At 60.2% G+C, this 25,757-nt stretch carries 26 protein-coding genes and 1 other RNA gene; 14 read left to right on the forward strand and 13 right to left on the reverse strand.

Annotated elements, in window-relative coordinates:
• Positions 1-85: 85 nt before the first annotated feature.
• Positions 86-1,321 carry a sterol desaturase family protein gene (locus tag AC3WJW_RS07845; RefSeq protein ID WP_493725649.1) on the forward strand — a complete coding sequence of 412 codons (1,236 nt, stop codon included), beginning with the start codon at positions 86-88 and terminating at the stop codon, positions 1,319-1,321.
• Here AC3WJW_RS07845 and AC3WJW_RS07850 read toward each other — a convergent pair.
• On the reverse strand, positions 1,302-1,934 hold the full coding sequence (locus AC3WJW_RS07850) for a DedA family protein (RefSeq protein ID WP_015097318.1): 633 nt from the start codon (positions 1,932-1,934) through the stop codon (positions 1,302-1,304). The two genes, AC3WJW_RS07845 and AC3WJW_RS07850, sit on opposite strands and share 20 nt — an antisense overlap.
• Positions 1,935-2,141: 207 nt before the next feature.
• Between AC3WJW_RS07850 and hemB the strand changes: the two genes are divergently transcribed.
• Both hemB and ppk1 read left to right on the forward strand, forming a co-directional pair.
• Complete coding sequence (gene hemB / locus AC3WJW_RS07855; protein ID WP_493725650.1) at positions 2,142-3,155, forward strand: porphobilinogen synthase; 1,014 nt, start codon at positions 2,142-2,144, stop codon at positions 3,153-3,155.
• An 18-nt stretch (positions 3,156-3,173) separates the two neighbouring features.
• Positions 3,174-5,396 (forward strand): polyphosphate kinase 1, encoded by a 2,223-nt coding sequence (gene ppk1, locus AC3WJW_RS07860; protein ID WP_493725651.1) that lies wholly within the window; start codon positions 3,174-3,176, stop codon positions 5,394-5,396.
• A gap of 157 nt (positions 5,397-5,553) precedes the next feature.
• Here ppk1 and ppx read toward each other — a convergent pair whose 3' ends face one another.
• From ppx to AC3WJW_RS07885, 5 genes are all read right to left on the reverse strand, one after another.
• Positions 5,554-7,056 (reverse strand): exopolyphosphatase, encoded by a 1,503-nt coding sequence (gene ppx, locus AC3WJW_RS07865; protein ID WP_429394999.1) that lies wholly within the window; start codon positions 7,054-7,056, stop codon positions 5,554-5,556.
• A gap of 241 nt (positions 7,057-7,297) precedes the next feature.
• On the reverse strand, positions 7,298-8,035 hold the full coding sequence (locus AC3WJW_RS07870; RefSeq protein ID WP_493725652.1) for an amino acid ABC transporter ATP-binding protein: 738 nt from the start codon (positions 8,033-8,035) through the stop codon (positions 7,298-7,300).
• Positions 8,022-8,672: an amino acid ABC transporter permease gene (locus AC3WJW_RS07875; RefSeq protein WP_095964293.1), complete on the reverse strand. Its 651-nt coding sequence runs from the start codon at positions 8,670-8,672 to the stop codon at positions 8,022-8,024. The genes AC3WJW_RS07870 and AC3WJW_RS07875 overlap by 14 nt, the downstream gene beginning before the upstream one ends.
• Positions 8,669-9,337 (reverse strand): amino acid ABC transporter permease, encoded by a 669-nt coding sequence (locus AC3WJW_RS07880; protein ID WP_046039042.1) that lies wholly within the window; start codon positions 9,335-9,337, stop codon positions 8,669-8,671. Before AC3WJW_RS07880 ends, AC3WJW_RS07875 begins: the two co-directional genes overlap by 4 nt.
• A 22-nt stretch (positions 9,338-9,359) precedes the next feature.
• The gene (locus AC3WJW_RS07885) at positions 9,360-10,145 is read right to left on the reverse strand and encodes a transporter substrate-binding domain-containing protein (protein ID WP_493725653.1); all 786 of its coding nucleotides are present in this window, start codon (positions 10,143-10,145) and stop codon (positions 9,360-9,362) included.
• 256 nt (positions 10,146-10,401) lie between these two features.
• Between AC3WJW_RS07885 and AC3WJW_RS07890 the strand changes: the two genes are divergently transcribed.
• From AC3WJW_RS07890 to AC3WJW_RS07920, 7 genes are all read left to right on the forward strand, one after another.
• Positions 10,402-11,109 carry a FadR/GntR family transcriptional regulator gene (locus AC3WJW_RS07890; RefSeq protein WP_493725654.1) on the forward strand — a complete coding sequence of 236 codons (708 nt, stop codon included), beginning with the start codon at positions 10,402-10,404 and terminating at the stop codon, positions 11,107-11,109.
• Between the two features lie 121 nt (positions 11,110-11,230).
• Positions 11,231-11,560, forward strand: a complete 330-nt coding sequence (trxA, locus tag AC3WJW_RS07895) for a thioredoxin TrxA (RefSeq protein WP_003206727.1) — start codon at positions 11,231-11,233, stop codon at positions 11,558-11,560.
• Between the two features lie 247 nt (positions 11,561-11,807).
• On the forward strand, positions 11,808-13,067 hold the full coding sequence (gene rho / locus AC3WJW_RS07900) for a transcription termination factor Rho (protein WP_003206716.1): 1,260 nt from the start codon (positions 11,808-11,810) through the stop codon (positions 13,065-13,067).
• Positions 13,068-13,263: 196 nt separating this feature from the next.
• Positions 13,264-15,261, forward strand: a complete 1,998-nt coding sequence (locus AC3WJW_RS07905) for an acyltransferase family protein (RefSeq protein WP_493725655.1) — start codon at positions 13,264-13,266, stop codon at positions 15,259-15,261.
• 69 nt (positions 15,262-15,330) lie between these two features.
• Positions 15,331-16,797, forward strand: a complete 1,467-nt coding sequence (gene ubiD / locus AC3WJW_RS07910) for a 4-hydroxy-3-polyprenylbenzoate decarboxylase (protein WP_060542502.1) — start codon at positions 15,331-15,333, stop codon at positions 16,795-16,797.
• On the forward strand, positions 16,797-17,765 hold the full coding sequence (locus AC3WJW_RS07915) for a CDP-6-deoxy-delta-3,4-glucoseen reductase (protein ID WP_102673511.1): 969 nt from the start codon (positions 16,797-16,799) through the stop codon (positions 17,763-17,765). The genes ubiD and AC3WJW_RS07915 overlap by 1 nt, the downstream gene beginning before the upstream one ends.
• Before the next feature lie 278 nt (positions 17,766-18,043).
• Positions 18,044-18,712 carry a gamma-glutamylcyclotransferase gene (locus AC3WJW_RS07920; protein WP_493725656.1) on the forward strand — a complete coding sequence of 223 codons (669 nt, stop codon included), beginning with the start codon at positions 18,044-18,046 and terminating at the stop codon, positions 18,710-18,712.
• On the opposite strand, the gene glpT is transcribed toward AC3WJW_RS07920, so the two are convergent.
• Positions 18,688-20,037 carry a glycerol-3-phosphate transporter gene (glpT, locus tag AC3WJW_RS07925; protein WP_015097309.1) on the reverse strand — a complete coding sequence of 450 codons (1,350 nt, stop codon included), beginning with the start codon at positions 20,035-20,037 and terminating at the stop codon, positions 18,688-18,690. The two genes, AC3WJW_RS07920 and glpT, sit on opposite strands and share 25 nt — an antisense overlap.
• A 244-nt stretch (positions 20,038-20,281) precedes the next feature.
• Here glpT and AC3WJW_RS07930 point away from each other — a divergent pair, with 244 nt between their 5' ends.
• Positions 20,282-21,007 carry an energy transducer TonB gene (locus AC3WJW_RS07930; protein WP_493725657.1) on the forward strand — a complete coding sequence of 242 codons (726 nt, stop codon included), beginning with the start codon at positions 20,282-20,284 and terminating at the stop codon, positions 21,005-21,007.
• A gap of 59 nt (positions 21,008-21,066) precedes the next feature.
• Here the strand turns inward: AC3WJW_RS07930 and AC3WJW_RS07935 are convergent, their stop codons facing one another.
• The gene (locus AC3WJW_RS07935; RefSeq protein ID WP_007978892.1) at positions 21,067-22,044 is read right to left on the reverse strand and encodes an NADPH:quinone oxidoreductase family protein; all 978 of its coding nucleotides are present in this window, start codon (positions 22,042-22,044) and stop codon (positions 21,067-21,069) included.
• A 150-nt stretch (positions 22,045-22,194) separates the two neighbouring features.
• Between AC3WJW_RS07935 and AC3WJW_RS07940 the strand changes: the two genes are divergently transcribed.
• Complete coding sequence (locus tag AC3WJW_RS07940; RefSeq protein WP_493725658.1) at positions 22,195-22,602, forward strand: flagellar basal body-associated protein FliL; 408 nt, start codon at positions 22,195-22,197, stop codon at positions 22,600-22,602.
• Between the two features lie 125 nt (positions 22,603-22,727).
• Here AC3WJW_RS07940 and AC3WJW_RS07945 read toward each other — a convergent pair whose 3' ends face one another.
• Positions 22,728-23,180 carry an EVE domain-containing protein gene (locus AC3WJW_RS07945; protein ID WP_493725659.1) on the reverse strand — a complete coding sequence of 151 codons (453 nt, stop codon included), beginning with the start codon at positions 23,178-23,180 and terminating at the stop codon, positions 22,728-22,730.
• A 195-nt stretch (positions 23,181-23,375) separates the two neighbouring features.
• On the opposite strand from AC3WJW_RS07945, the gene AC3WJW_RS07950 reads away from it, so the two are divergent.
• Positions 23,376-23,531, forward strand: a complete 156-nt coding sequence (locus AC3WJW_RS07950) for a hypothetical protein (RefSeq protein ID WP_007978897.1) — start codon at positions 23,376-23,378, stop codon at positions 23,529-23,531.
• A 35-nt stretch (positions 23,532-23,566) separates the two neighbouring features.
• Here AC3WJW_RS07950 and AC3WJW_RS07955 read toward each other — a convergent pair whose 3' ends face one another.
• The 4 genes from AC3WJW_RS07955 to AC3WJW_RS07970 all read right to left on the reverse strand — a co-directional run bounded on the left by AC3WJW_RS07955 (position 23,567) and on the right by AC3WJW_RS07970 (position 25,005).
• Positions 23,567-24,172 carry a 5-formyltetrahydrofolate cyclo-ligase gene (locus tag AC3WJW_RS07955; RefSeq protein WP_493725660.1) on the reverse strand — a complete coding sequence of 202 codons (606 nt, stop codon included), beginning with the start codon at positions 24,170-24,172 and terminating at the stop codon, positions 23,567-23,569.
• A gap of 100 nt (positions 24,173-24,272) precedes the next feature.
• Positions 24,273-24,451: non-coding RNA, 6S RNA (gene ssrS, locus AC3WJW_RS07960), on the reverse strand.
• 30 nt (positions 24,452-24,481) lie between these two features.
• A complete protein-coding gene (locus AC3WJW_RS07965) occupies positions 24,482-24,799 on the reverse strand; it encodes a cell division protein ZapA (RefSeq protein WP_007978902.1) in 318 nt (105 codons plus the stop codon).
• Positions 24,796-25,005 carry a TIGR02449 family protein gene (locus tag AC3WJW_RS07970; RefSeq protein ID WP_007982902.1) on the reverse strand — a complete coding sequence of 70 codons (210 nt, stop codon included), beginning with the start codon at positions 25,003-25,005 and terminating at the stop codon, positions 24,796-24,798. The genes AC3WJW_RS07965 and AC3WJW_RS07970 overlap by 4 nt, the downstream gene beginning before the upstream one ends.
• 193 nt (positions 25,006-25,198) lie before the next feature.
• Here AC3WJW_RS07970 and AC3WJW_RS07975 point away from each other — a divergent pair, with 193 nt between their 5' ends.
• Entirely contained in the window at positions 25,199-25,756 is a 558-nt protein-coding gene (locus AC3WJW_RS07975) for a YecA/YgfB family protein (RefSeq protein WP_429517507.1), read from the forward strand.
• The last annotated feature ends 1 nt before the right edge of the window (position 25,757 follow it).

Consider the following 25,757-nt stretch of genomic DNA (forward strand, 5'->3'; position numbering starts at 1 on the left):
GTCCACTAATTTGTCACTCGTTGCCATAGGGTTAATTCGCGGTTACACATAGCATTTGTCCTCAGGATTCCGATCAGGGCGCGTCATGGACTTCATTCTGTACGCGGTGCCGTTCTTCTTTGTGCTGATCGCCCTCGAGCTGCTGGCCGACCGCAGGCGCGGGGTGAGCAACTATCGGGTGGCTGACGCGATCAACAGCATCAGCACCGGCGTGCTGTCGACCACCACGGGACTGCTGACCAAAGGCATTGGAGTGGTGACCTACGCGTTCGCCTTCCAGCATCTGGCGCTGTTCGAATTGTCGGCCGATAGCGTCTGGACCTGGGTGTTTGCCTTCGTCTTCTACGATTTCTGCTACTACTGGCTGCATCGCCTGGGCCACGAGCGCAACATTCTCTGGGCCGCGCATTCGGTGCATCACCAGAGCGAGGACTACAACCTGTCCACGGCGTTGCGCCAGACCAGTACCGGATTCCTCCTGGGCTGGATCTTCTATCTGCCAATGGCGGTGTTTGGCGTGCCGCTGCTGGTGTTCGTCAGTGTCGCGGCGCTGAACCTGCTGTATCAGTTCTGGGTGCATACGCGGCACATTCCCAAGCTTGGCTGGTTCGAATGGTTTTTTGTCACGCCATCCAATCATCGGGCTCACCATGCACAGAACGCTCTCTACATGGATCGCAACTACGGCGGCGTGTTCATTATTTGGGACCGTCTGTTCGGCTCGTTCCAGGAAGAAGACGACAACGAGCCGGTGATCTTCGGCGTGACCACGCCGCTGGCGAGCTGGAATCCCGTGTGGGCGAACGTGCAGTTCTACGCGCAGTTGTGGGCCGATGCACGGCGGGCCGAAAGCACCTGGGACAAGCTGCGGATCTGGTTCATGCGCACGGGCTGGCGCCCGGCGGACGTGGCGGCCAGATACCCGATGAACAAGCCGGACCTGAGCCAGTTCCGCAAATTCGAGGTGCCGCTGGACGGGCGTCAGCAGCGCTACGTCCTGTTGCAATTCTGCGTCTATATCGCACTGGGTAGCTACTTGATGAATCTCGAACCGAAGCTGCCAGTCGCCGCCCTGGTGTTGGGCTGGGGGGCGGTGGTATTCGGTCTGTTTGTGCTGGGCGTGGCCCTGGAGAATCGCCCGTGGGCGTTGAAGCTGGAGCTGGTGCGGCTGGCGTCGAATCTGCCATTGGCATGGCTGGCCCCGATGGTGGGGCTGTGGCCGGCCAGCGCCGTGGGCTGGGTCGGCCTGCTCAGTTACAGCCTGTTGAGCGGCATCGGCCTCTACTGTTGCAGAAACCGCATCACTCGGTTGGCGTCGTAGGGCCTTCGGTATTGGACCGCGCAGCTTTCAGGGCCTGCTCGTCGGCATAGACCTGCTTGGCCAGGCGGGCATTCTTGAAGCGCCGGCGCAGCCACAGTACGAGGCCCAGGACCAGCAGGGCGCCGAGCACCCAAAGTTCGTACTTCTTCACACTGCCGAGCATGCCTTCGAGCACTGCGCCGAAATGGTAAGCGGCCGCCGCCAGGGCGGCGGCCCAGATCGCCGCGCCAATGCCGTTGAGCAGCAGGTAACGACCCGGCGGATAGCCCGACAGCCCGATGGCCACCGGCATGACCGTACGCAAACCGTAAACGAAGCGGAAGCTCAGTACCCAGATGTCCGGATGCTTGCGAATGTGCTCCAGCGCCCGGTCGCCCATCATCTGCCAGCGCGGCTTGCGTGCCAGCAGTTTTCGACCGTGCTTGCGCCCCAGGAAATACCACAGTTGGTCGCCGGCATAGCTGCCGAAGAAGGCCACGACCACCACCAGGTTGATGTCCATGTATCCACGGAACGCGAGGAAGCCCGCGAGTACCAGGATGGTTTCGCCTTCGAAGAACGTGCCTAGAAAAAGGGCAAAGTAGCCGAAGTCATGCAGAAATTGTTGGAGCATTGTCTGGGTGCTGGCGAAATGAACGCGCAGCCTAACCCTTCGGGCACATTCAGGAAAGTGTCCAAATGTGTCTCGACGTGAACATTTCCTACAACGACAATGGAATGCGGCTACACGTCGCAGGGTGCGCATAACTGTCATACGTTCGTCATAATGGGCACTTATAACTGTCACGCTCGCCCGTCTGCGCGGGCTCAGGAGTCTGCCGTGAGCTTTACCCCCGCCAACCGTCTGTTCCCCGCAACCCGCCTGCGCCGCAACCGTCGTGACGACTTCTCGCGTCGACTGGTCCGTGAAAACGTCCTGACCGTCGATGACCTGATCCTGCCGGTGTTCGTTCTGGACGGTGAAAACCGTCGCGAAGCGGTGGCTTCGATGCCGGGCGTCGAACGCCTGACCATCGACCTGTTGCTGGAAGAGGCGGCCAAGTGGGTCGAACTGGGGATTCCGGCGCTGGCGCTGTTCCCGGTGACGCCTTCGGAACTCAAGTCTCTGGATGCTGAGGAGGCCTGGAACCCGGAGGGCATCGCCCAGCGCGCCACCCGTGCGCTGCGTGCGCAATTCCCTGAGCTGGGCGTGATCACCGACGTGGCCCTGGATCCGTTCACCACCCACGGCCAGGACGGCATTCTTGATGAAGAAGGCTACGTGCAGAACGACATCACCGTCGATGCACTGGTCAGGCAAGCCCTGTCCCACGCCGAGGCCGGCGCTCAGGTCGTGGCGCCATCGGACATGATGGACGGTCGCATCCAGGCGATTCGCGAAGCCCTTGAAGTCGCCGGTCACGTCAATGTGCGGATCATGGCCTACTCGGCCAAGTACGCCAGTGCCTATTACGGCCCGTTCCGCGATGCGGTCGGTTCGGCGCTGAACCTGGGCAAGGCCAACAAGGCCTCCTATCAGATGGACCCGGCCAACAGCAACGAAGCCCTGCACGAAGTCGCGGCGGACTTGTCAGAAGGTGCGGATATGGTCATGGTCAAGCCAGGCATGCCGTACCTCGACATCCTGTACCGGGTCAAAGAAGAATTCAAAGTGCCGACGTTTGTCTATCAAGTCAGCGGCGAATACGCCATGCACATGGCGGCGATCCAGAATGGCTGGTTGAGCGAAGGGGTTATCCTCGAGTCGCTGACCGCTTTCAAACGTGCAGGCGCCGATGGCATCCTGACGTACTTTGCCGTTCGTGCCGCTCAATTGTTACGAGAGCAAAAATAGCCCTCCCAGGAACATTCGATGAATACCGAAGTACTCACTGAAGTTGCCGTAAAAGACGCTCAACCGGTGGTGGAGCAAGTCGACGAGACCCCGCCGGAGCTGGAGCCAGCTCCGCCCGCGGCGGTCGTCGAACCTACTGCGACAGCGCCGGCGGTGGCCATTCCCGGTCTCGATGACAGCAGCCTGTACATTCACCGCGAACTGTCGCAACTGCAGTTCAACATCCGCGTGCTGGAGCAGGCGCTGGACGAGTCCTACCCGTTGCTGGAACGGCTGAAGTTTCTGCTGATCTTCTCCAGCAACCTGGACGAGTTCTTCGAAATTCGCGTTGCCGGCCTGAAGAAGCAGATCACCTTCGCCCGTGAACAGGCGGGCGCCGATGGTCTGCAACCGCATCAGGCGCTGGCGCGCATCAGCGAACTGGTACACGGTCACGTCGACCGTCAGTACGCGATCCTCAACGACATTCTGTTGCCGGAGCTGGAGAAACATCAGGTCCGCTTCATCCGTCGCCGCAATTGGACGACCAAGCTCAAGACCTGGGTGCGCCGCTATTTCCGCGACGAGATCGCACCGATCATCACCCCCATCGGCCTCGACCCTACGCACCCGTTCCCCTTGCTGGTGAACAAGAGCCTGAACTTCATCGTCGAGCTCGAAGGTATCGACGCCTTCGGTCGCGACTCCGGTCTGGCGATCATCCCGGCGCCACGCCTGCTGCCGCGCATCATCAAGGTGCCGGAAGAAGTCGGCGGCGCCGGCGACAACTATGTATTCCTGTCGTCGATGATCCACGCTCACGCCGATGACCTGTTCCAGGGCATGAAGGTCAAGGGGTGCTACCAGTTCCGCCTGACCCGCAACGCCGACCTCGCGCTGGACTCCGAAGACGTCGAAGACCTGGCCCGCGCCTTGCGCGGCGAGCTGTTCTCCCGTCGCTACGGTGATGCAGTGCGCCTGGAAGTGGCCGACACTTGCCCGAAACACCTGTCCGACTACCTGCTCAAGCAGTTCAACCTGAGCGAGACCGAGTTGTACCAGGTCAACGGTCCGGTGAACCTGACGCGGCTGTTCAGCATCACCGGCCTGGACAGCCAGCGCGAGCTGCAATACCTGCCGTTCACCCCGCAGATCCCGAAACTGCTGCAGAACAGCGAGAACATTTTCAGTGTGATCAGCAAGCAGGACATCCTGCTGCTGCACCCGTTCGAGTCGTTCACCCCGGTGGTCGACCTGCTGCGCCAGGCCGCCAAGGACCCGCACGTGCTGGCGGTGCGCCAGACCCTGTACCGCTCCGGCGCGAACTCGGAAATCGTCGATGCACTGGTGGATGCGGCGCGTAACGGCAAGGAAGTCACGGCGGTGATCGAATTGCGTGCGCGGTTCGACGAAGAATCCAACCTGCAACTGGCCAGCCGCCTGCAAGCGGCCGGTGCGGTGGTGATCTACGGCGTAGTCGGCTTCAAGACCCACGCCAAGATGATGCTGATCCTGCGTCGCGAAGCGGGCGAGATCGTGCGTTATGCGCACCTCGGCACGGGCAACTACCACGCGGGCAACGCCCGCCTGTACACCGACTACAGCCTGCTGACCTCCGACGACGCCTTGTGCGAAGACGTCGGCAAACTGTTCAGCCAGTTGATCGGAATGGGTAAGACGCTGCGCATGAAGAAGCTGCTGCATGCGCCGTTCACCCTGAAAAAGGGCATGCTGGACATGATTGCCCGGGAAACCCAGTTCGCCCTCGACGGCAAACCGGCGCACATCATCGCCAAGTTCAACTCGCTGACCGATCCGAAGATCATCCGCGCGCTGTACAAGGCCAGCCAGTCAGGCGTGCGCATCGATCTGGTGGTGCGTGGCATGTGCTGCCTGCGGCCGGGCATCGCCGGGGTCTCCCACAACATCCATGTGCGTTCGATCATCGGTCGTTTCCTGGAGCACACCCGGGTCTTCTACTTCCTCAACGGCGGCGATGAGCAGATGTTCCTGTCCAGTGCCGACTGGATGGAGCGCAACCTCGACAAGCGCGTCGAGACTTGCTTCCCGGTGGAAGGCAAGAAGCTGATCATGCGGGTCAAGAAAGAGCTGGAGCTGTATCTGACCGATAACACCCACAGCTGGAGCCTGCAGCCGGACGGTCGTTACATCCGTAACACACCGACCGGCAACCAGAACCCGCGCAGCGCCCAGGCGACATTGCTGGAGCGTTTGGGCAGTCCGATTCTCACGGTCCGCTGAGGCAAGAAAAATGGCGATCCCCAGGGATCGCCATTTTCATTTGCGCCGACCCATCCCCTGTAGGAGCTGCCGAAGGCTGCGATCTTTTGACTTGGCTTTTAAAAGATCAAGATCAAAAGATCGCAGCCTTCGGCAGCTCCTACAGGGGAGCGGTGGCTTAGCGGGCGGTCAACACGATGTCGACCCGGGTCAGCCATTGCGCTTCAATTTCAAAGTCGGCCTGGGTCAGCTGGTTTTCGTCCAGCCAGTTCTCCGGGAACACCACTTCCAGGTGATTGCCATGGGCGTTCAGCTCCACCTGGGGCATTTGCTGGGTGCCGCGGATGTGGTGGAACAGAATCGCAAAGCGTAGTAGCACGCACAGGCGAATCAGCTTGATGCCGTCGTCGCCGAAATCGGCGAACTTGTCCTTGGGAATGTTGCGCCGGTGGCCGCGTACCAGCAGCGCGAGCATCAACTGGTCTTCGCGGGAGAACCCGGCGAGGTCCGAGTGCTCGATCAGGTAGGCGCCGTGCTTGTGGTACTGGTAGTGAGCGATGTCCAGGCCCACTTCATGGACCTTGGCCGCCCAGCCGAGCAGTTCGCGCCAGACGCCGTCTTCCAGATCCCAGTCTTCGGCTACCTGGTCAAACGCGTGCAGCGCCTTGCGCTCGACCCGTGCCGCCTGTTCCTGATCGACGTGGTAGCGCTCCATCAGCGAGGTGAGGGTGCGTTCGCGCACGTCCTCGTGATGATGGCGGCCCAACAGGTCATAGAGCACGCCTTCGCGCAGGGCGCCTTCGCAGTGATCCATGCGTTGCAGTTCGAGGGAATCGAAGATCGCTTCGAGAATCGCCAGGCCCGCCGGGAAGATCGCCCGGCGATCCGGCTTGATACCTTCGAAATCGATTTTCTCGACGTCGCCCAGCTTGATCAGTTTGCGCTTGAGCCAGGCCAGGCCTTCGGCGTTGACCTCGCCGGTGCCGTGGCCGCCGGCCTTCAGTGCCAGACCGATGGCGCGGATGGTGCCCGAGGAGCCGATGGCCTCATCCCAGGTCAGGCGGTGCAGGGCGTGCTCGATGCTCATGATCTCCAGCCGCGCCGCCGTGTACGCCTGGGCGTAACGGGCCGGGGTGATCTTGCCGTCCTTGAAATAGCGCTGGGTGTAGCTGACACAGCCCATCTGCAGGCTTTCGCGCAGCAGCGGTTCGAAGCGCTGGCCAATGATGAATTCGGTACTGCCGCCACCGATGTCGGCCACCAGGCGCTTGCCCGGGGTGTCGGCGAGGGTGTGGGACACGCCGAGATAGATCAGGCGCGCTTCTTCACGGCCGGAAATGACTTCCACCGGGTGGCCGAGAATTTCTTCGGCGCGACGGATGAATTCGGCGCGGTTGCGGGCTTCACGCAAGGCGTTTGTGCCGACGATGCGCACGGCGCCCGTGGGCATACCGCTGATCAGTTGGGCGAAGCGTTTGAGGCAGTCGAGCCCGCGCTGCATGGATTCTTCGTTGAGATGGCGCTCGTCGTCGATGCCGGCGGCCAGCTGAACCTTCTCCCCGAGACGCTCGAGAATACGGATTTCGCCGTTCTGGGCCTTGGCCACGACCATGTGAAAGCTGTTGGAGCCCAGGTCGATTGCGGCGATCAGGGACAGATTCTTGGCTTGGGATTGCGGCATGGTCGGGGGTCTCGGTCGATAACCTCGACATCGTGCCACGATCAAAGGCTGCCGCCAACGCGTAGGAGCTGCCGAAGGCTGCGATCTTTTTCCACGGGGCTCCAGTGGTGCGGCCACTGGCCTCTTCGCGGGCAAGCCCGCTCCCACAGGTTTTTGCAGCGAATACGCAATCGTATTTCAACAGAAGACCCTGTGGGAGCGGGCTTGCCCGCGAAGGCGGCGTCATTGGCGCCGATAATCTTCAGGCCGTTGCTTCCACGGTCCCGATGAAATTCGCCAGCTCCGCCGTCTGCGGATTGGCGAACACTACTTTCGGATCCCCCACCTCATGCACCTTGCCCTGGTGCATGAACACCAACTTGTCCCCAACCTCCCGGGCGAAGCGCATTTCGTGGGTGACCATGATCAGTGTCATGCCTTCCCTGGCCAGTTGCCGGACCACGCTCAGCACTTCGTTGACCAACTCCGGGTCCAGGGCCGAGGTGATTTCATCGCACAGCAACACTTTCGGCGACATCGCCAGGGCGCGGGCAATCGCCACCCGCTGTTGCTGACCGCCGGACAGTCGATCCGGAAAGGCATCGAACTTTTCCCCCAGCCCGACCCGTTCCAGCATCTGTCGCGCCAGTTCGGTGGCCTTGGCCTTTGGCACCTTCTGCACCACTTGCGGCGCCAGCATGACGTTCTCACCCACGGTCAGGTGCGGGAACAGGTTGAACTGCTGGAACACCATGCCGACTTTCTGTCGCAGGCTGCGCAGATCGGCGCGGGCGGCGTCGAGGTATTCGCCGTCGACTTCGATCACACCGTCGTTGATCGACTCCAGGCCGTTGAGGGTGCGCAGCAAGGTGGATTTGCCCGAGCCACTGCGGCCGATGATTGCCACCACCTGGCCTTCCTCGATGCTCAGGTCGATACCTTTGAGCACATGATGGTCGCCGTAGTATTTATGCAGGGCGGAAATTCTAAGCAGAGGCATGCAGTCTCCTTTCCAGGTAGCGCGCACTGAGCGACAGGGGGTAGCAGAGCAGGAAATAGCCAAGGGCGACGAGGCCATAGACCATGAAGGGTTCGAAAGTCGCGTTGGCGAGCATGCCGCCGGTCTTGGTCAGCTCGGTGAAGCCGATGATCGAGGTGACGGCGGTGCCTTTGACCACTTGCACCGAGAAGCCCACGGTCGGCGCCACGGCGATGCGCAGCGCCTGGGGCAGGATCACATGGCGCAATTGTTCCAGCGGGTTCAGCGCCAGGCTCGCCGAGGCTTCCCACTGGCCGTTGGGGATCGATTCGACGCAGCCGCGCCAGATCTCCGCCAGGTAGGCGCTGGTGAACAGCGTCAGGGCGATCGCCGCCGCCATCCACGGGGAAATCTCCACCCCGGCCAGGGCCACGCCGAAAAACACCAGGAACAGCTGCATCAGCAGCGGCGTCCCCTGGAACAGTTCGATGTAGGTGCGGGCAAAGCTGCGTGGCAGGGATTTGCCCGAGATGCGCATGACCATGATCAGCAAGCCGATCAGCCCGCCGCCAACGAACGCCACCAGCGACAGCGCCAGCGTCCATTGCAGGCCGGTGAGCAGGTTGCGCACGATGTCCCAGAAGGTGAAATCACTCATCGGCTGCTCCTTGCGATGAAGCGGTGGCCTATCCAGTTCAGCAACTGGCGGATCAGCAGCGCCATGCACAGATACAGCAAGGTAGTCAGGGCGTAGGTTTCAAAGGCGCGGAAGTTGCGCGACTGAATGAAGTTGGCAGCGAAGCTCAGTTCTTCAGTGGCGATCTGCGAACACACCGCCGAGCCGAGCATGACGATGATGATCTGGCTGCTCAGGGCCGGCCAGACTTTGCCCAGTGCCGGCAGCAGCACCACATGGCGGAACGCTTCGAAGCGCGTCATCGCCAACGCCGCCGCGGCTTCCAGTTGACCTCGGGGGATCGCCTGGATGCCGGCGCGGATGATCTCGGTCGAATAGGCGCCGAGGTTGATCACCATCGCCAGCACCGCCGCCTGCCATTCGGAAATCTGCACGCCCAGGGACGGCAAGCCGAAGAAGATGAAAAACAGCTGCACCAGGAAGGGCGTGTTGCGGATCAACTCGACGTAGACCGCGAAGATCCCCGCGAAAGGCCGGATGTTCCACGCCCGCACCAGCGCCCCGACGATGCCCAGCCCCACGCCGAGCACAGCGCCGATGGCAGTCAGCTCAAGGGTGAACAACGCACCGCGCAGCAACAGATCGGTGTTGTTCACCACCGGCAAGAAGTCGAACTGATAAGCCATAACGTCTCTCCTGCGCGCGAGATCAGAGGTCGGCCGGCAGTGGTTCTTTCAGCCAGGTCAGGGCGTTTTTCTCCAGCGCTCCGTCGCTCTTGGCGGTGACGAGGATCTGGTTGACCTTGTCCAGCAGCGCCGGCTCGTTCTTGTTCACTCCGACGTAGACTGGCGAATCCTTGAGTTTCACTTTCAGCGCCGGCACGCGTTTCGGGCTTTTCTCGCTGATCGCGACCATCACCACGTTGCCGCTGGCGATCAGGTCGACCTGGCCCGCCAGATACGCGGCAATGGTCGAGTTGTTGTCTTCGAAGCGCTTGATGGTCACGCCTTCGGGAGCGACCTTGGTCAGCTCGATGTCTTCGATGGCGCCGCGGGTGACGCTGATGGTCTTGCCCTTGAGGTCGTCCAGGGTCTTGATGTCGGCGTCTGGCGGACCGAACACGGCGAGGTAGAACGGCGCGTAGGCGCGGGAGAAGTCGATGACCTTCTCACGTTCCGGGTTCTTGCCGAGGCTGGAAATCACCAGGTCGACCTTGCCGGTGGTGAGGAACGGGATGCGGTTAGTGCTGTTGACCGGGGTCAGTTCGAGTTTGACCTTGAGCTGGTCGGCCAGCAGTTTCGCGGTGTCGATATCGAGGCCACGGGGCTTCATGTCCGGCCCGACCGAGCCGAAGGGCGGGAAGTCCTGGGGCACGGCCACCTTGAGGACGCCGCGCTTGACCACATCCTCCAGGCCGTCGGCGTGGGCGGGTGCCTGGGTCAGCATCAGGCTGGCAAACAGGGCTGCGAGGAGGGCGCTGTAACGCTGGGTCATGGCAAATCTCCGAATCGGCAAGAAGTGATTTCTGCCGATCGACAGAGCATGGGCCATGCCAACATAGGGTTTTGGGGGCGCCAGAGCGCGGTTTTGCTGGCGTTGAACGGTCTTACTGGTCTGAACAGTCAGGTTGTGTTTCGCACCCCGATGGCGCAGCCGGGAAAATCACCGAACCCCCATGGGGCACGACTTGCCGGGCGTCGCGAATAGCTTTACAACTGAGCGCACATTGGCCTGGTTCGTCTGGAAAACCATGAACTCGATCTCCCGTGCCGTACCCGAAGTGGCGCTGCAAGCCATCCGCAAACTGATTACCGAGCAGGGCTTCGGGCCGGGGGATGCCTTGCCCTCGCAACGGGACCTGGCGGTACAGCTGGGCGTAAGCCGGGCTTCTTTGCGCGAGGCGTTGTCGTCCCTGAGTGCGCTGGGCGTCATCAGTATCCAGCCGGGCAAAGGCGTGTTCGTGCAGGCGCCGCTGGAGTTGCCGCGAGGCGAGGCCGCAGCAGGCTGGCCGTTTGCAGCGCAGGCTTCGCCGCTGGATATCTTCCAGTTGCGCTACGCGCTGGAGGGGTTTGCCGCGGGGCTGGCGGCCGTGACCTTGAGCACCGAGGAACTCGATGCGCTGGAAGACAATGTCGCCGCCATGCGCAACGAACTCAAGGCCGCTGATTTCGAAGCGGCGGCGCGCCTGGACTTCGAATTCCACCGGCGCATCCTGTTGGCCAGCGGCAATCAGGCAATGTTGAGTATCCTCACCGCCAGCGCCGATATCTTCCTGGAAAGCCAGAAACTACCGTTCATCCGGGCCGAGCGGGCCATGGAAACCTGGCAGGAGCACCGCAAGATCCTTCGCGCGCTGGCTCGCCGAGCCTCTGGCGCCGCGCAAAAAGCCATGCACGAGCACGTGCGCAACGCGGCGTTGCGCACCGGAATCGCCTTCGTCGCTCCCGCCACGGCGTGACCCGGGCTATACCCAAACTCATGGAACACCATAGCGAGACTCAATCAACTGCACCTTCCTGAACGAGGGAAGGGCAGCTATGATGGGCCACGTTTTTTTGCTTACAACCCTGGAGAATTCCATGAGCAGCGATCTTATCAAACACGTTAGCGACGCTAGCTTCGAGGCCGACGTACTCAAGGCTGAAGGCGCTGTACTGGTCGATTACTGGGCTGAGTGGTGCGGCCCTTGCAAAATGATCGCTCCTGTTCTGGACGAAATTGCCGAGACCTACAAAGGCAAGCTGACCGTCGCCAAGCTGAACATCGACGAAAACCAGGAAACCCCGGCCAAGCATGGCGTGCGTGGTATCCCGACCCTGATGCTGTTCAAGAACGGCAACGTTGAAGCGACCAAGGTCGGCGCACTGTCGAAGTCGCAACTGGCTGCCTTCCTCGACGCCAACATCTAAGCGTCGTTGCAAAGTGTCCTGAAAAAGCCCCGCAAATAGCGGGGCTTTTTGCGTATTCAGGGCTAGACGCTCCCAAACTCAGGTGGTACATTCGGCCCCGCACTGGTTTCTCCATTGCCCCCTGCTAGCCGTCGCCGACGCACTCCTTTTCGAATAAGTACGCGATCCTGTCGCCTTCTCTGCGGCGCGGCCTCATTAAGCCAAAAGCTTAATTTCCCCCCTCCATAAATGATTACGTCATTCCTATATGAATCTGACTGAACTCAAGCAAAAGCCGATTACCGAACTGCTCGAATTGGCCGAACAGATGGGCATAGAAAATATGGCCCGTTCGCGCAAGCAGGACGTGATTTTCTCCCTGCTCAAGAAGCACGCGAAAAGCGGTGAGGAAATCTCCGGTGATGGCGTGCTGGAGATTCTCCAGGACGGCTTCGGCTTCCTGCGCTCCGCTGACGCTTCCTATCTCGCCGGTCCAGACGATATCTACGTCTCGCCGAGCCAGATCCGTCGTTTCAACTTGCGCACCGGTGACACCATCGTTGGCAAGATCCGCCCTCCAAAGGAAGGCGAGCGTTATTTCGCGCTGCTCAAGGTCGACACGATCAACTTCGACCGTCCGGAAAACGCGAAAAACAAGATTCTCTTCGAGAACCTGACCCCGCTGTTCCCGACCGTGCGCATGAAGATGGAAGCCGGTAACGGTTCCACCGAAGACTTGACCGGTCGTGTCATCGACCTGTGCGCCCCGATCGGCAAAGGCCAGCGCGGTCTGATCGTTGCCCCGCCGAAAGCGGGCAAGACGATCATGCTGCAGAACATTGCCGCGAACATCGCGCGTAACAACCCTGAAGTTCACCTGATCGTGCTGCTGATCGACGAACGTCCGGAAGAAGTAACCGAAATGCAGCGCACCGTGCGCGGCGAAGTGGTTGCCTCGACGTTCGACGAGCCGCCAACCCGCCACGTGCAGGTTGCCGAAATGGTGATCGAAAAGGCCAAGCGCCTGGTCGAGCACAAGAAAGACGTGGTGATCCTGCTCGACTCCATCACCCGTCTGGCCCGTGCCTACAACACCGTGATCCCGAGCTCCGGCAAGGTACTGACCGGTGGTGTCGATGCCCACGCCCTGGAGAAACCGAAACGTTTCTTCGGCGCCGCGCGGAACATCGAAGAAGGCGGCTCGCTGACCATCATCGCCACCGCGCTGGTTGAAACCGGCTCGAAGATGGACGAAGTGATCTACGAGGAATTCAAAGGCACCGGCAACATGGAGCTGCCTCTGGATCGCCGCATCGCTGAAAAGCGCGTGTTCCCGGCCATCAACATCAACCGTTCCGGCACCCGCCGCGAAGAGTTGCTGACCGCCGACGACGAGCTGCAGCGCATGTGGATCCTGCGCAAGCTGCTGCATCCGATGGATGAAGTGGCTGCCATCGAGTTCCTGGTCGACAAGCTGAAAACGACCAAGACCAACGACGAATTCTTCCTGTCGATGAAGCGCAAGTAACATCGCCCGTTGAGTTCAAGAGAATGGCGCCCCGTGGGGCGCCATTTTTTTTGCTTGCACTTTTTTGTCCTGGTCATGGGAGGTTTTGGATCGGCCAGGGTCAGTTGGTTAGCAGTTCAACCAGCCGCGTTTGCAGTCGTCTTCGGAATTGATGTTCAAGCGCGCTGAATTCGAAGATCCGACTGGTTTAATGTTTATGAGCACATTGGCTTATCGAAGGGATATCGACGGCTTGCGCGCAGTAGCGGTGATCGCTGTCGTGCTGTTTCATTTTGGCGTTCCGGGGTTTACCGGCGGCTTTGTCGGCGTGGACGTATTTTTCGTGATTTCCGGTTACCTGATCACCTCGATCATCTGGAATCAGCGCCAGGCCGGGCAATTCAGCTTCGTCGATTTCTGGGCCCGGCGTGCGCGGCGGATTTTGCCGGCGTTGTTCGCGATGATCATCGCGGTGTTGGCGGTCGGCTGGTTTTTGCTGGCACCGAAGGATTACGAGGAACTGGGGCGATCGGTGCGTTACCAGGTGATGTTCGTGTCGAACATCCTGTTCATGCGCCAGGACGGCTATTTCGATGTCGCCTCTGATCTCAAGCCCCTGCTGCACACCTGGTCGCTGGCGGTGGAGGAACAGTTTTACATCGTCTTCCCGCTGTTGCTGACGTTGCTGTCGAGTCGCCTGAAACATTGGCGATTGACGCTGTTCGGCCTGTTACTGCTGTCCTTTGGCTTGAGTGTCTGGGCCGTTCATCACCATCCGGAAAAAGCCTTCTTCCTGCTGCCAATGCGTGCCTGGGAGCTGTTGGCAGGGGCGATGCTTGCGGTAGTGCCCAGGCATGGGTGGCGTCTGAAGCCGATGGTGGCACAGTTTCTGAGCCTGTTCGGCATGGCCCTGATCCTGCTGGCCGTGTTCGGCTACGACAAAACCACCGCCTTTCCTGGAGCGGCGGCGTTGCTGCCAACCCTCGGCGTGGTCGCGCTGATTTTTGCCAACGGTCATCGCCAGACGTGGGTTGGTCAGTTTTTGAGCAATCGACTGATGGTCGCTCTCGGGCTGATCTCTTACTCCTGGTACCTGTGGCATTGGCCGGTGTTCGTGTTTTCCAGCTACGCCAGTATCGGTGAGTCGGGTGCGTTCGACATTGCCGGGCTGATCCTGCTCAGCCTGGTGTTGGGCTACCTCTCGTGGCGGTTCGTCGAGACGCCTTTGCGTGAGCGTCGCTTGCTGGCCGGGCGTCGGCAGATTCTGCTCGCCGGGGCCTGCGGCATCCTGGTGCTCGGGCTGGTCGGACAGGCTCTACGCTGGACCGACGGATTGCCGTGGCGCCTGTCCCATCAGGCTCTGCAATACGCCAAGGGTCGCGAATGGCGGCCGGAGCTGATGGCCTGCCTGGCGGACGACAAGACACCGGATGACAAATTGTTCTGCCATTACGGTGCACAAAACCGTCCAGCCCGGGCGCTGGTTTGGGGGGACAGCCACGCCACGGCGTTGATTCCGGTGTTCGACGACGGCGCCAAGGCGCATGGCGTCAGCGTGGTCCTGGCGAGTTCTCCGGGATGCGTGCCAGTCGAGGGCCTGGAGCACGACGCGCGTTGTGCCCGATTCAATCACAGGATCGAACAGGCCTTGTTACCCCAGGCCGTTAGCGATGTGGTGTTGGTCGCGCACTGGAGTCTGTACCTCTACGGCGACGGCAAAGGTGATCTGGGCCACGCTTTGAAAAGCGCTGACGGGCATTACGATCGTGCCGGCGCCGAACAACGTCTGGCCGATGGCTTGCGTGCACGAGTCGCGCAATTGCGTGCCGGCGGGCATCGGGTCTGGCTGGTAAAAGAGGTGCCGTTGCAGGCCTTCAGTCCACCGTATCGCCTCACCCGTCTGGCAATGCTGGACCGTCCGGTCGACGATGTTGGACTGGCGGTCGCAGAGCACTACAAGCGTCAGGCATTCATCAGTCAATTGTTCGCACAATTGGCGCAGGACCCGGCGGTACAGGTGGTGGACCCGGCGCGGAGGTTATGTGATGCAAGCGGCCTGTGCCGCGCCGAACGTGACGGCTACTCGCTGTACACCGATGACAATCACCTCTCGGAAGTCGGTGCGCGCTGGGTGGCGCCGATCCTCGAACCGCTGTTTGTCAGTCTGCAAGCCAAGGCAAACCTGGGGAAGCGGCAGGTGAATGCATCCAGATAAGCAGCGATAAGCTGCCAGCGGCCGGCAGAGCAGGTAGGATGTACGCCTATTTTTCGGGTGCCATCATCAATGAAATTCAAGGATCTTCGGGATTTCGTGCAGCAGCTTGAGCAGCGCGGAGAGTTGAAACGCATCCAGATCCCCGTCTCTCCAGTGTTGGAGATGACCGAGGTGTGTGATCGCACGCTACGGGCCAAAGGCCCGGCGTTGTTGTTCGAAAAACCGACAGGCTATGACATCCCGGTGCTCGGCAACCTGTTCGGCACCCCCGAGCGGGTCGCCATGGGCATGGGCGCCGAATCGGTCAGCGAGCTGCGCGAGATCGGCAAGCTGCTGGCGTTCCTCAAGGAACCCGAGCCGCCCAAAGGCCTGAAGGATGCCTGGTCCAAGCTGCCGATTTTCCGCAAGATCATTTCGATGGCGCCGAAAGTCGTCAAGGACGCGGTGTGCCAGGAAGTGGTCATCGAAGGCGACGACGTCGACCTGGCCATGTTGCCGGTGCAGACCTGCTGGCCGGGCGATGTCGGACCGCTGATCACCTGGGGCCTGACCGTCACCAAAGGCCCGAACAAGGATCGCCAGAACCTCGGTATCTATCGTCAGCAAGTGATCGGTCGCAACAAGGTCATCATGCGCTGGCTGAGCCACCGTGGCGGCGCGCTGGACTTCCGCGAGTGGTGCGAGAAGCATCCCGGTCAGCCGTTTCCGGTATCGGTCGCATTGGGCGCAGACCCGGCGACCATCCTCGGCGCCGTGACCCCGGTGCCCGACAGCCTTTCCGAATACGCCTTCGCCGGCCTGTTGCGCGGCAACCGCACCGAGCTGGTGAAATGCCGCGGCAATGACCTGCAAGTGCCGGCCACCGCCGAAATCATCCTTGAAGGGGTGATCCATCCGGGCGAGATGGCCGATGAAGGCCCGTACGGCGACCACACTGGTTACTACAACGAAGTCGACAGCTTCCCGGTGTTCACCGTCGAGCGCATCACCCACCGGATCAAGCCGATCTACCACAGCACCTACACCGGCCGTCCGCCGGATGAGCCGGCGATCCTCGGCGTCGCGCTGAACGAAGTGTTCGTGCCGATCCTGCAGAAGCAGTTCCCGGAGATCACCGATTTCTACCTGCCACCCGAAGGTTGCTCTTACCGCATGGCCATCGTGACCATGAAAAAGTCGTACCCGGGCCATGCCAAGCGGGTAATGCTGGGTGTCTGGTCGTTTTTGCGACAGTTCATGTACACCAAGTTCGTTATCGTCACCGACGACGATATCAACGCCCGGGACTGGAACGACGTGATCTGGGCCATCACCACGCGCATGGACCCCAAGCGTGACACGGTGATGATCGACAACACGCCGATCGACTACCTGGACTTCGCTTCGCCGGTGTCCGGCCTGGGGTCGAAAATGGGCCTTGATGCCACGCATAAATGGCCGGGCGAAACCACCCGTGAGTGGGGTCGCGTCATCGTCAAGGACGATGCGGTGACCCAGCGGATCGATGCCATCTGGAATCAGTTAGGAATAGATTGATGCGTGTAACCTTGCAGCCCTCCGGAGCAGTGCTTGAGATATTGCCCGGCGAGCGAATTCTCGATGGCGCGCGGCGACTGGGCTACGAATGCCCGCAAAGTTGCCGCAACGGCAATTGCCACGTGTGCGCGGCGCTGCTGGTGGAAGGTCGGGTCGAGCAGGCCGGCAATGTGCGTGATCATGGCGAGTTCTACACTTGCATAGCGGAGCCGCTGGAAGACTGCATTGTGCTGTGGGATGGCGTGCTCGCCTTGGGAGAACTGCCGGTGCGCAGCGTGTCGTGTCAGGTCATTGAGTGCAAGGACGTGGGCGGCGATACCTGGCGCGTGCGTCTGCGGGCTCCGGCCGGCAAACCGCCGCGTTATCACGCCGGACAGTACCTGATGATCGAACGCGAGAACGGCGAAAAATCCGCCTTCTCCCTCGCTTCGGCACCGCATGCGGGGCGCGACCTGGAAATCCACGTATTGGCGCGCGAATCCAGTGCGCTGAGCCTGATCGAGCAGCTCCAGCGAAACAGCATGGTGCGGGTCGAGTTGCCATTTGGCGATACCCACCTGGAGGAGTTGCCGGACGGTCCTCTCGTGCTGATCGCCGCCGGCACCGGCATGGGCCAGATCCACGGCCTGATCGAACATTGCCGGGCCACGGGTTTCAAGCATCCGGTGCATTTGTATTGGGGCGTGCGTCGTCCAGAAGACTTTTATCAAGTCGAGCACTGGAACGAATGGCTGAAATTGCCCAACCTGTTCCTGCACAAGGTCGTCAGCGATCAATGCGGTTGGGAAGGGCGCTGCGGCATGTTGCATGAAGCGGTCTGTGAAGACTTCCCGGACCTCAAGCCGCTGCACGTATACGCCAGTGGTTCTCCGGCCATGGTCTATGGCACGCTGGATGCACTGGTAGAGGCGGGAATGGACGCCCACCAGATGCGCGCCGACGTGTTTGCCTACGCACCTAGATCCTGATGCTGCCCTTGTAGGAGCTGCCGCAGGCTGCGATCTTTTGACTTTGTCTTGAAAATCAAAAGATCGCAGCCTGCGGCAGCTCCTACAGTTTGTAGCCTTATTTCTACATATATAGCCGATCGGTATTTATAAATTTATATAAATGCCGGTAGGTTATATTCCATTCAGGCACTTGTGCCATGGCATTCAAATTGCCTTAAAACTTATGTGCCTTATTGTTACAGCCGTGCGTTCTATTAAGTAATTCTTCACCCGCGGGGAGCTGAACGCTATTCGCCATGAGCGCCATCGAATCTGCTTTTTTGAATCTGGCTTACCCTCCGCGGCTCGATCTGGGGCCGCAGCTCACTCACGAACAATTGCTCAGCTCGATGCAGTCCACCATGGCCCGTCACAAGGGTGGGCCAGTGTGGCTGTTTGCCTACGGCTCGCTGATCTGGCGGCCTGAATGCACGGCGGTTGAACGGGTTCGCGGCCGGGTGCATGGCTATCATCGCGGGTTGTACCTGTGGTCCCACGAACATCGCGGCACCCCGGAAATGCCCGGCCTGGTGTTCGGCCTGGATCGCGGTGGCTCTTGCAGCGGATTTGCCTATCGCTTGCCCGAAGAGCAACTCGAAGCCTCGCTGTACGCACTTTGGCAGCGCGAGATGCCATTTCCTTCCTACCGCCCGCACTGGCTCAACTGCCGACTCGAAGATGGCAGCCAGGTTCAGGCCTTGGGTTTTGTGCTGGAGCGACATCTGCCCAGCTATGCCGGCAACCTGCCGGACCATGTGCTGAGCCATGTGTTCGAAAACGCTTGTGGGCGTTACGGCAGCACTCGCGATTATGTCGAGCAGACCGCGCACGCCCTGCGTAGCCACGCCATGCCAGACCGGAATCTGGAGGCGCGGCTCAAGCGCTGTAAATCAAAGGCCGATCAAGCGAGTGCTTCGCGGCCCTGACTGGCGACTTGTTTGTGTCGTAGCGTCGGGGCGAGGAAGGCCATCGCCAGCAGGCAGGCGCCCACCAGCAGAACGAAACCACCGTCCCAACCGAAATGGTCCACGGTGTAGCCCATCGCTGCACTGGCCGCGACCGAACCGCCCAGGTAACCGAACAGGCCGGTGAAGCCCGCCGCCGTACCGGCCGCTTTCTTCGGAGCCAGCTCCAGCGCCTGCAGGCCGATCAGCATCACCGGTCCGTAGATCAGAAAGCCGATGGAAAGCAGCGCGATCATGTCGATCATCGGGTTGCCGGCCGGGTTGAGCCAATAAACCAGCGTCGCGACCGTCACCAGCGCCATGAACACCATGCCGGTCAGGCCGCGGTTGCCACGGAAGATCTTGTCCGACATCCAGCCGCACAGCAGGGTGCCCGGGATACCTGCCCACTCGTAGAAGAAATACGCCCACGAGGTTTTATCCACGGTGAAGCCCTTGGCTTCCTTGAGGTAGGTCGGTGCCCAGTCCAGCACGCCGTAGCGCAGCAGATAGACAAAGACGTTGGCCAGGGCGATGTACCAGAGCATTTTGTTGCGCAGCACGTATTTGACGAAGATTTCCTTGGCGCTGAATTCCTCTTCGTGGCTGGCATCGTAGCCTTCCGGGTAGTCGTTCTTGTACTGCTCGATCGGCGGCAGGCCAACCGATTGCGGGGTGTCGCGCATGGTCACAAAGGCAAATACCGCTACCGCCAGTGCCACCGCTGCCGGCACGTAGAACGCCGCATGCCAGTCATTGAACAGGCCCATGCCGATCAGGAACAGCGGGCCGATCAGGCCGCCGCCGACGTTGTGCGCCACGTTCCACACGGACACCACGCCGCCACGTTCCTTCTGCGACCACCAGTGCACCATGGTCCGGCCACTCGGCGGCCAACCCATGCCCTGCGCCCAGCCATTGATGAACAGCAGAATGAACATCATGGTCACGCTGGAAGTCGCCCAGGGCGCGAAACCGAAAATGAACATCACCCCGGCCGACACCAACAGGCCGAACGGCAGGAAGAAACGCGGGTTGGAGCGGTCGGACACCAGGCCCATGAGGAACTTCGACAGGCCGTAGGCAATCGCGATGGCGGACATCGCCAGGCCCAGCTGGCCGCGGGAGTAACCCTCGTCGATCAGATACGGCATGGCCAGGGAGAAGTTCTTGCGCAGCAGGTAGTAACCGGCATAGCCAATGAAGATGCCGGCGAAAATCTGCCAGCGCAGGCGTCGGTAGGTGCTGTCTATTTTTTCTTCAGGCAATGGAGCCTGATGTGCGGCAGGACGAAAGAAAGCAAACATTCAAGAGCTCCAAATTTCTTGTTTTGACTGCGGATACGAATGTTACAGTTTCGTTACCGAAAATAGCACTGGTTCTCATCGGCAAAACAGCGGAAATGTTGGATATCGCGTGTTCCTTTATGAACATGTCGCTCAGATGTAAGTGAAGGGCGTTGTAGGAATGGTTACTTTTGCGGCTTCCTGCGGCTTCCTGCGGCTTTTCGGAGTGTTTGTAGGGCGGAGTTTTGAGAAAGTTCTTTCGTGAATGACAGAACACGCTGATTTTGGTGGTTTCAGCGGGTCTTTAAAGTCCTGTGAGGTGGCCCGTGAGGTCGATCACGTCAGGATGGATGATCCAATGAAATCTGTATTAGCGCTTCTGTTGCTTTTGGCTCCCGCGATTATTTTTGCTGATTTCAAGCTTGAGCCGGACTATGCCCCGCATGCGGATTTTCCAATTGAGCATTTCGATGGTCAAAGGAAGGTTTTGGCCAAGGTTTCTTATACCGTCAGCAATAATGGTTCGGTCAGCGACGTGGAGATTGAGGACGCTACGAACCCAAAATTCGGTGAGTCAGTCAGGAGGGCGATGATGCTATGGCGGTTCAAGCCTTGGCCTCTCGAGGGCAATCCTGAAACCGTACGCTACGAAAGCGTTTTCGTTCGAACGCTCGATATGGACTTGTATCAAGCCTACAAGAAGAAAGTCGGTCGGCTGCGTTGCAGTCAGTTGAATGAAGAAGTTGCAAAATTTCGAATTCAACACCCAGGAAAGGCATTGAGGGAAATGCCGTTGTTCACCGAAACACTCATTGCCTTGGATCTGGTTTCAATGATACCGGCGCAGGAATTCACGCATGAGCAGTCCATGCGATGGAGTACGGTTCTGGGCGGTGCCTTTCCGCGAGCAATCGGTGTTTGCCAGAAGAATCCTGATGGCACGTACTTGAACGCACTTCCCCAGTCGTTGAGTAGTCGGTTCAAAGCTTGATCTTGTTGCGCTTTATTTGCGGAATGAATCTGCAATCGATTCACTCCGCAGTAACAGTCTCAGCGAACCTGCACCACCACTTTCCCGACTGCTTTACGCTGGCCAAGATCATTGATCGCCTGCGCCGCATTGCCCAGTGGATACACCTGCGACACCAGCGGCTTCAGCTTGCCTTCGGCAAACCAGCCAAACAGTTGCTGGAAGTTCGCCGCGTTATCCTGCGGTTGGCGTTGGGCGAAGGAGCCCCAGAATACGCCGAGCACCGCCGCGCCTTTGAGCAGCGCCAGGTTGACCGGCAGTTCGGGGATGCGCCCGCTGGCGAAGCCGACCACCAGCAGGCGACCGTTCCAGGCGATGGCGCGGATGGCCTGGTCGAACAGGTCGCCGCCCACCGGGTCGTAGATCACGTCGGCGCCCTGGCCGTCGGTCAGGCGCTTGATTTCGTCCTTGAGGCTGGTTTCGCTGTAGTTGATCAGTTCATCGGCGCCGGCGGCCTTGGCCACGGCGAGCTTTTCCGCGCTGCTGGCCGCGGCAATCACCCGGGCGCCCATGGCTTTGCCGATTTCCACTGCCGCCAGGCCGACACCGCCAGAGGCTCCCAGCACCAGCAGGGTTTCGCCCGGTTGCAGGTTGCCGCGCTGCTTGAGGGCGTGCATCGAGGTGCCGTAGGTCATGCTGAAGGCGGCGGCGGTGTTGAAGTCCATGGATGGCGGAATCGGCAACACGTTGTAGCCTGGCACGGCGACCTGTTCGGCAAAGCTGCCCCAGCCGGTCAGGGCCATGACCCGGTCACCGACTTTCAGGTGGCTGACCTTCTCGCCGACTTCCCGGACCACGCCGGCTGCTTCGCCACCCGGGGAAAACGGGAAGGGCGGTTTGAACTGGTACTTGCCCTCGATGATCAGCGTGTCGGGGAAATTGACCCCGGCGGCGTGCACGTCCAGCAGGATTTCATTCTTCTTCGCGACAGGACTGGCGACGTCTTCCAGCACCAGCGATTCGGCAGGGCCGAAGGCTTTGCACAGCACGGCTTTCATCAGGGCTATTCCTTTGGGAGTGATGGCCGATAAGTGTAGGTGTGTGGGTCGAAGGGTCAACGAGCATGCCCGGCCCTGATAGTCAGCCATAAGCTTGTGCTTGCATGGCGGGTCGTTATGCTAGGCCGCAAACCGGATAAGGAGTGAATTGTGAAAGCGTGGATCATGTTGTTGCTGGCCCTGTCCCTGCCTGTGGCAGCGATGGCCGAAGAAGCCAAAGAAGGTACTGCTCCGAAGGTCAGTTACATCACCCTGAGCCCACCGTTCGTGGGGAATTACGGCCTGGACGGCACGCCGAAACTGAAAGTCTACAAGGCCGATGTGGCGTTGCGGGTGACCGGTGACGAGGCTGCCAAGGAGGTGAAAGCCAATGAACCCTTGATCCGCAATCAATTGGTCGCGCTGTTCGCCCAGCAGACCACCGAGACCATGAACAATGTCGAGGCCAAGGAAAAGCTGCGTCAGGAAGCCCTGAAACAGACCCAGCAGGTGATGAGCGACGAAACCGGCAAGCCGGTGGTTGAGGATCTTTTGTTTAACAACCTGATCATCCAGTAAGTCTTTCGCTGCTCTTGCGGGCCTCATCGCGAGCAGGCTCGCTCCCACAGGAGATCTTCAGTGTATGCAGATCCACTGTGGGAGCGAGCCTGCTCGCGATGGCATTCTGATCGACACCGCAAATCTTAAGGCTTGAGTGCAATCACCACCGCCCACTGCTCCGGCGTCACCGGCATCACCGACAGCCGCGAACCTTTCTGCACCAGTGGCATCTCGGCCAGCGCCGTCTGCTGCTTCAGGTAATCCAGCTTCAGCACCCGGGCAAACGTCTCGACATGGGCGACATCGATCGCGCTCCAGGCGTTTTTCTCCGCCGTTGCCTTCGGGTCGTAGTAATGACTTTCAGATTCCAGCGCCGTCGGGTCCGGATACGCGGCTTCGACAATCTTGCCGATGCCGGCGATGCCCGGCTCCGGGCAGCTGGAATGATAGAAAAAGAACTCATCCCCCACCGCCATGGCCCGCAGGAAATTGCGTGCCTGGTAGTTGCGAACCCCGTCCCAGCGCGCTTTGCCGAGCTTTTCCAGCCCCTTGATCGAGAGTTCGTCGGGCTCGGATTTCATCAGCCAATAGGCCATGTCTTTTGCTCCTTGCGTGGTGATTGAGCCGCTTTTCGGCAATTTTATGACAAACCGACAGTCGGTTGACGTCAGCATTTGCGCAGCGGTTCACGTTGTCGCAAAATGCCGGCCTTTAAAGCTTGACGCTGCTGCACGGCCTACAAACGGAAACCGCTGCTGTCATCGTGTAGATCTGCCTTTGGGGGGCAATCGATGAAACGCAAACCGGATTTACTATGGATTTTGGTCATTTTGTTTGGCCTTGGCGTCGTGACCACCGGCTATGCCCAAAGCCTGTGGGCCAGCAAGACCGATGCGCCGGTCGAACTCGCCCAATTGCAGCAACAGTCGACAGCCTTCAAACGCTGATCCTGTTGTCCCGGCGTCGCTGATCGAAGTGGCGCCTAGCCTGCGTAATACCAGGCCTTGTCTGTCACCGTGCCCTGCAGCGGCACATCCCAGCTCGCCTGAGCCAATCGCTCCACCTTTTGACACTCATGGGCCAGCCCCAACAGCGTCGGCTTGCGCCAGTCATTGCGGCGCGCCAGGTAAGCCAGGCTCCGATCATAGAAACCGCCGCCCATCCCCAAGCGTCCGCCAACGTCGTCAAACCCCACCAATGGCAACAACACCAGGTCCAGCGCCCAGATCCTGCGCTGCCGGGCGAGGTTGGCCCGTGGTTCGAGAATGCGGAAGCGGTTGGGTTTGAGTTTTTCCCCTGGCCGGATGCGCTGGAACACCATTTTGGTTCGCGGCCAGGCACTCAGCACCGGCAGATAGGTGGCCTTGCCCCGGCGCTGTGCGGCACGCAGCAACAGGCGCGGATCAATTTCACCGTCGGTCGGCAGATAGAGGGAGATGTGTCGTGCGCGGCGGAACAGCGGTTGCTGGGCCAATTGCTTGTACAGCCCGCGAGCGGCCTGGCGCTGCTGACTGGGTGTCAGTGCGCGACGGGCCTTGCGCAGCAGGCGTCGAAGTTGCGGGCGGGGAAGCAGCGCAGGTTCGGTCATGGATTCGGGCTTCGCTGGTCAGGTACGTGAAGCGTAACTGTAAATAGCGGATCTATAAAAACGCCAATGCCGGTATTTAAACCGGCATTGGACTGGAATCAGGCTCCCCGAATGTGTCGCTGTCGACTTAGCCCTTGAACCCGAAAGTTCAAGGTGGAAGATGCAGTAGGCTTTAAGGCTTTCCGTCTAGCGGACATGCACACCAGCCCAACGTGCAACCTCCAGGGTATAGCAAATCGGCTCAGGGACATCGCCAACTGGCAAACACCCCAGGGAGTGATGGCAGTATACCGCAAGCGGCGACGCGAATCAGCCTTTGGTGACGTCCGGATCGGTCGCGAGGACCAGATCGACGCGATCGAGCAGGTCGCGAACCTGCTCACGGGTCGAGCCGCTGACCTGGACGTCCGGGCGATCTTCCTTGTGCAGCAGGTCGTGGGTGATGTTCAGCGCAGCCATCACGGCGATACGGTCGGCGCCGATGACTTTGCCGCTGCTGCGGATCTCGCGCATCTTGCCGTCCAGATAACGGGCGGCGCTGACCAGGTTACTGCGCTCTTCCTGAGGGCAGATGATCGAATACTCTTTGTCGAGAATCTGCACGGTGACGCTATTGCTTGAACTCATGAGTCTTGCTCCAGGGCCTTGAGGCGCGAAATCATCGACTCGACCTTACGCCGGGCGATTTCGTTTTTTTCAATGAGATGCGCGCGTTCCTCGCGCCAGGTCTTTTCCTGAGCTAGTAAGAGTCCGTTTTGACTCTTAAGTTGCTCGACTCGGGTAATCAGCAGTTCGAGTCTGGCCATCAGCGCTTGCAGGTCGGTGTCTTCCATTGTCTTCACTGTCTGATGGGTGTTGGACTGTAGGAGCGAGCTTGCTCGCGATGGTCGCCAACGATAACGCTGGGTCCCTGACAACCCGCGGCGTTCTCGGGTTCATCGCGAGCAAGCTCGCTCCTACAGATGAGTCGATGTAGGATACAAGGCCTTCATTCTAGACATAGCGCCGTCTGGCGCCTAGCTGCCCATGACCATTCAGAATTCCCCGTACCAAGGCTTCGCCACCCTGCTGACTTCCAGCGGCCACAACGTCTCGCCTGCCGAACTGCACGGCCTGTTGCTCGGCCGCAGCTGCGCCGGCGCCGGTTTCGACGCCGAAGGCTGGCTGATCGACGCCGCCGAACTGCTCGAAAGCGAGCCGCAGGACAACGTTCGCAACGCCCTGATCGGCCTGCAGGAGATGGTAAAAGGCGAACTCACCGGCGATGACGTGACCGTCGTTCTGCTGCTGCCGTCCGACGAAGCTCCGCTCACCGAGCGTGCCGCGGCACTGGGCCAATGGTGCCAGGGTTTCCTCAGCGGCTTTGGCCTGAACTGCCGTGACAGCAGCGCCCTGAGCACCGAGGCCACCGAAGTGCTGCAGGATCTGGCGGCCATTTCCCAGGTGCAAGATGCCCTGGAAGAGTCCGACGACGGCGAAAACGACTATATGGAAGTCATGGAGTACCTGCGCGTCGCGCCGCTGCTGCTGTTCTCCGAGACCAAGAAAGACGTGCCGGCCGCCGCCAAACCGTCGCTGCACTAAT

It is taken from the genome of Pseudomonas sp. GW821-FHT07G06 (genome assembly GCF_058986625.1).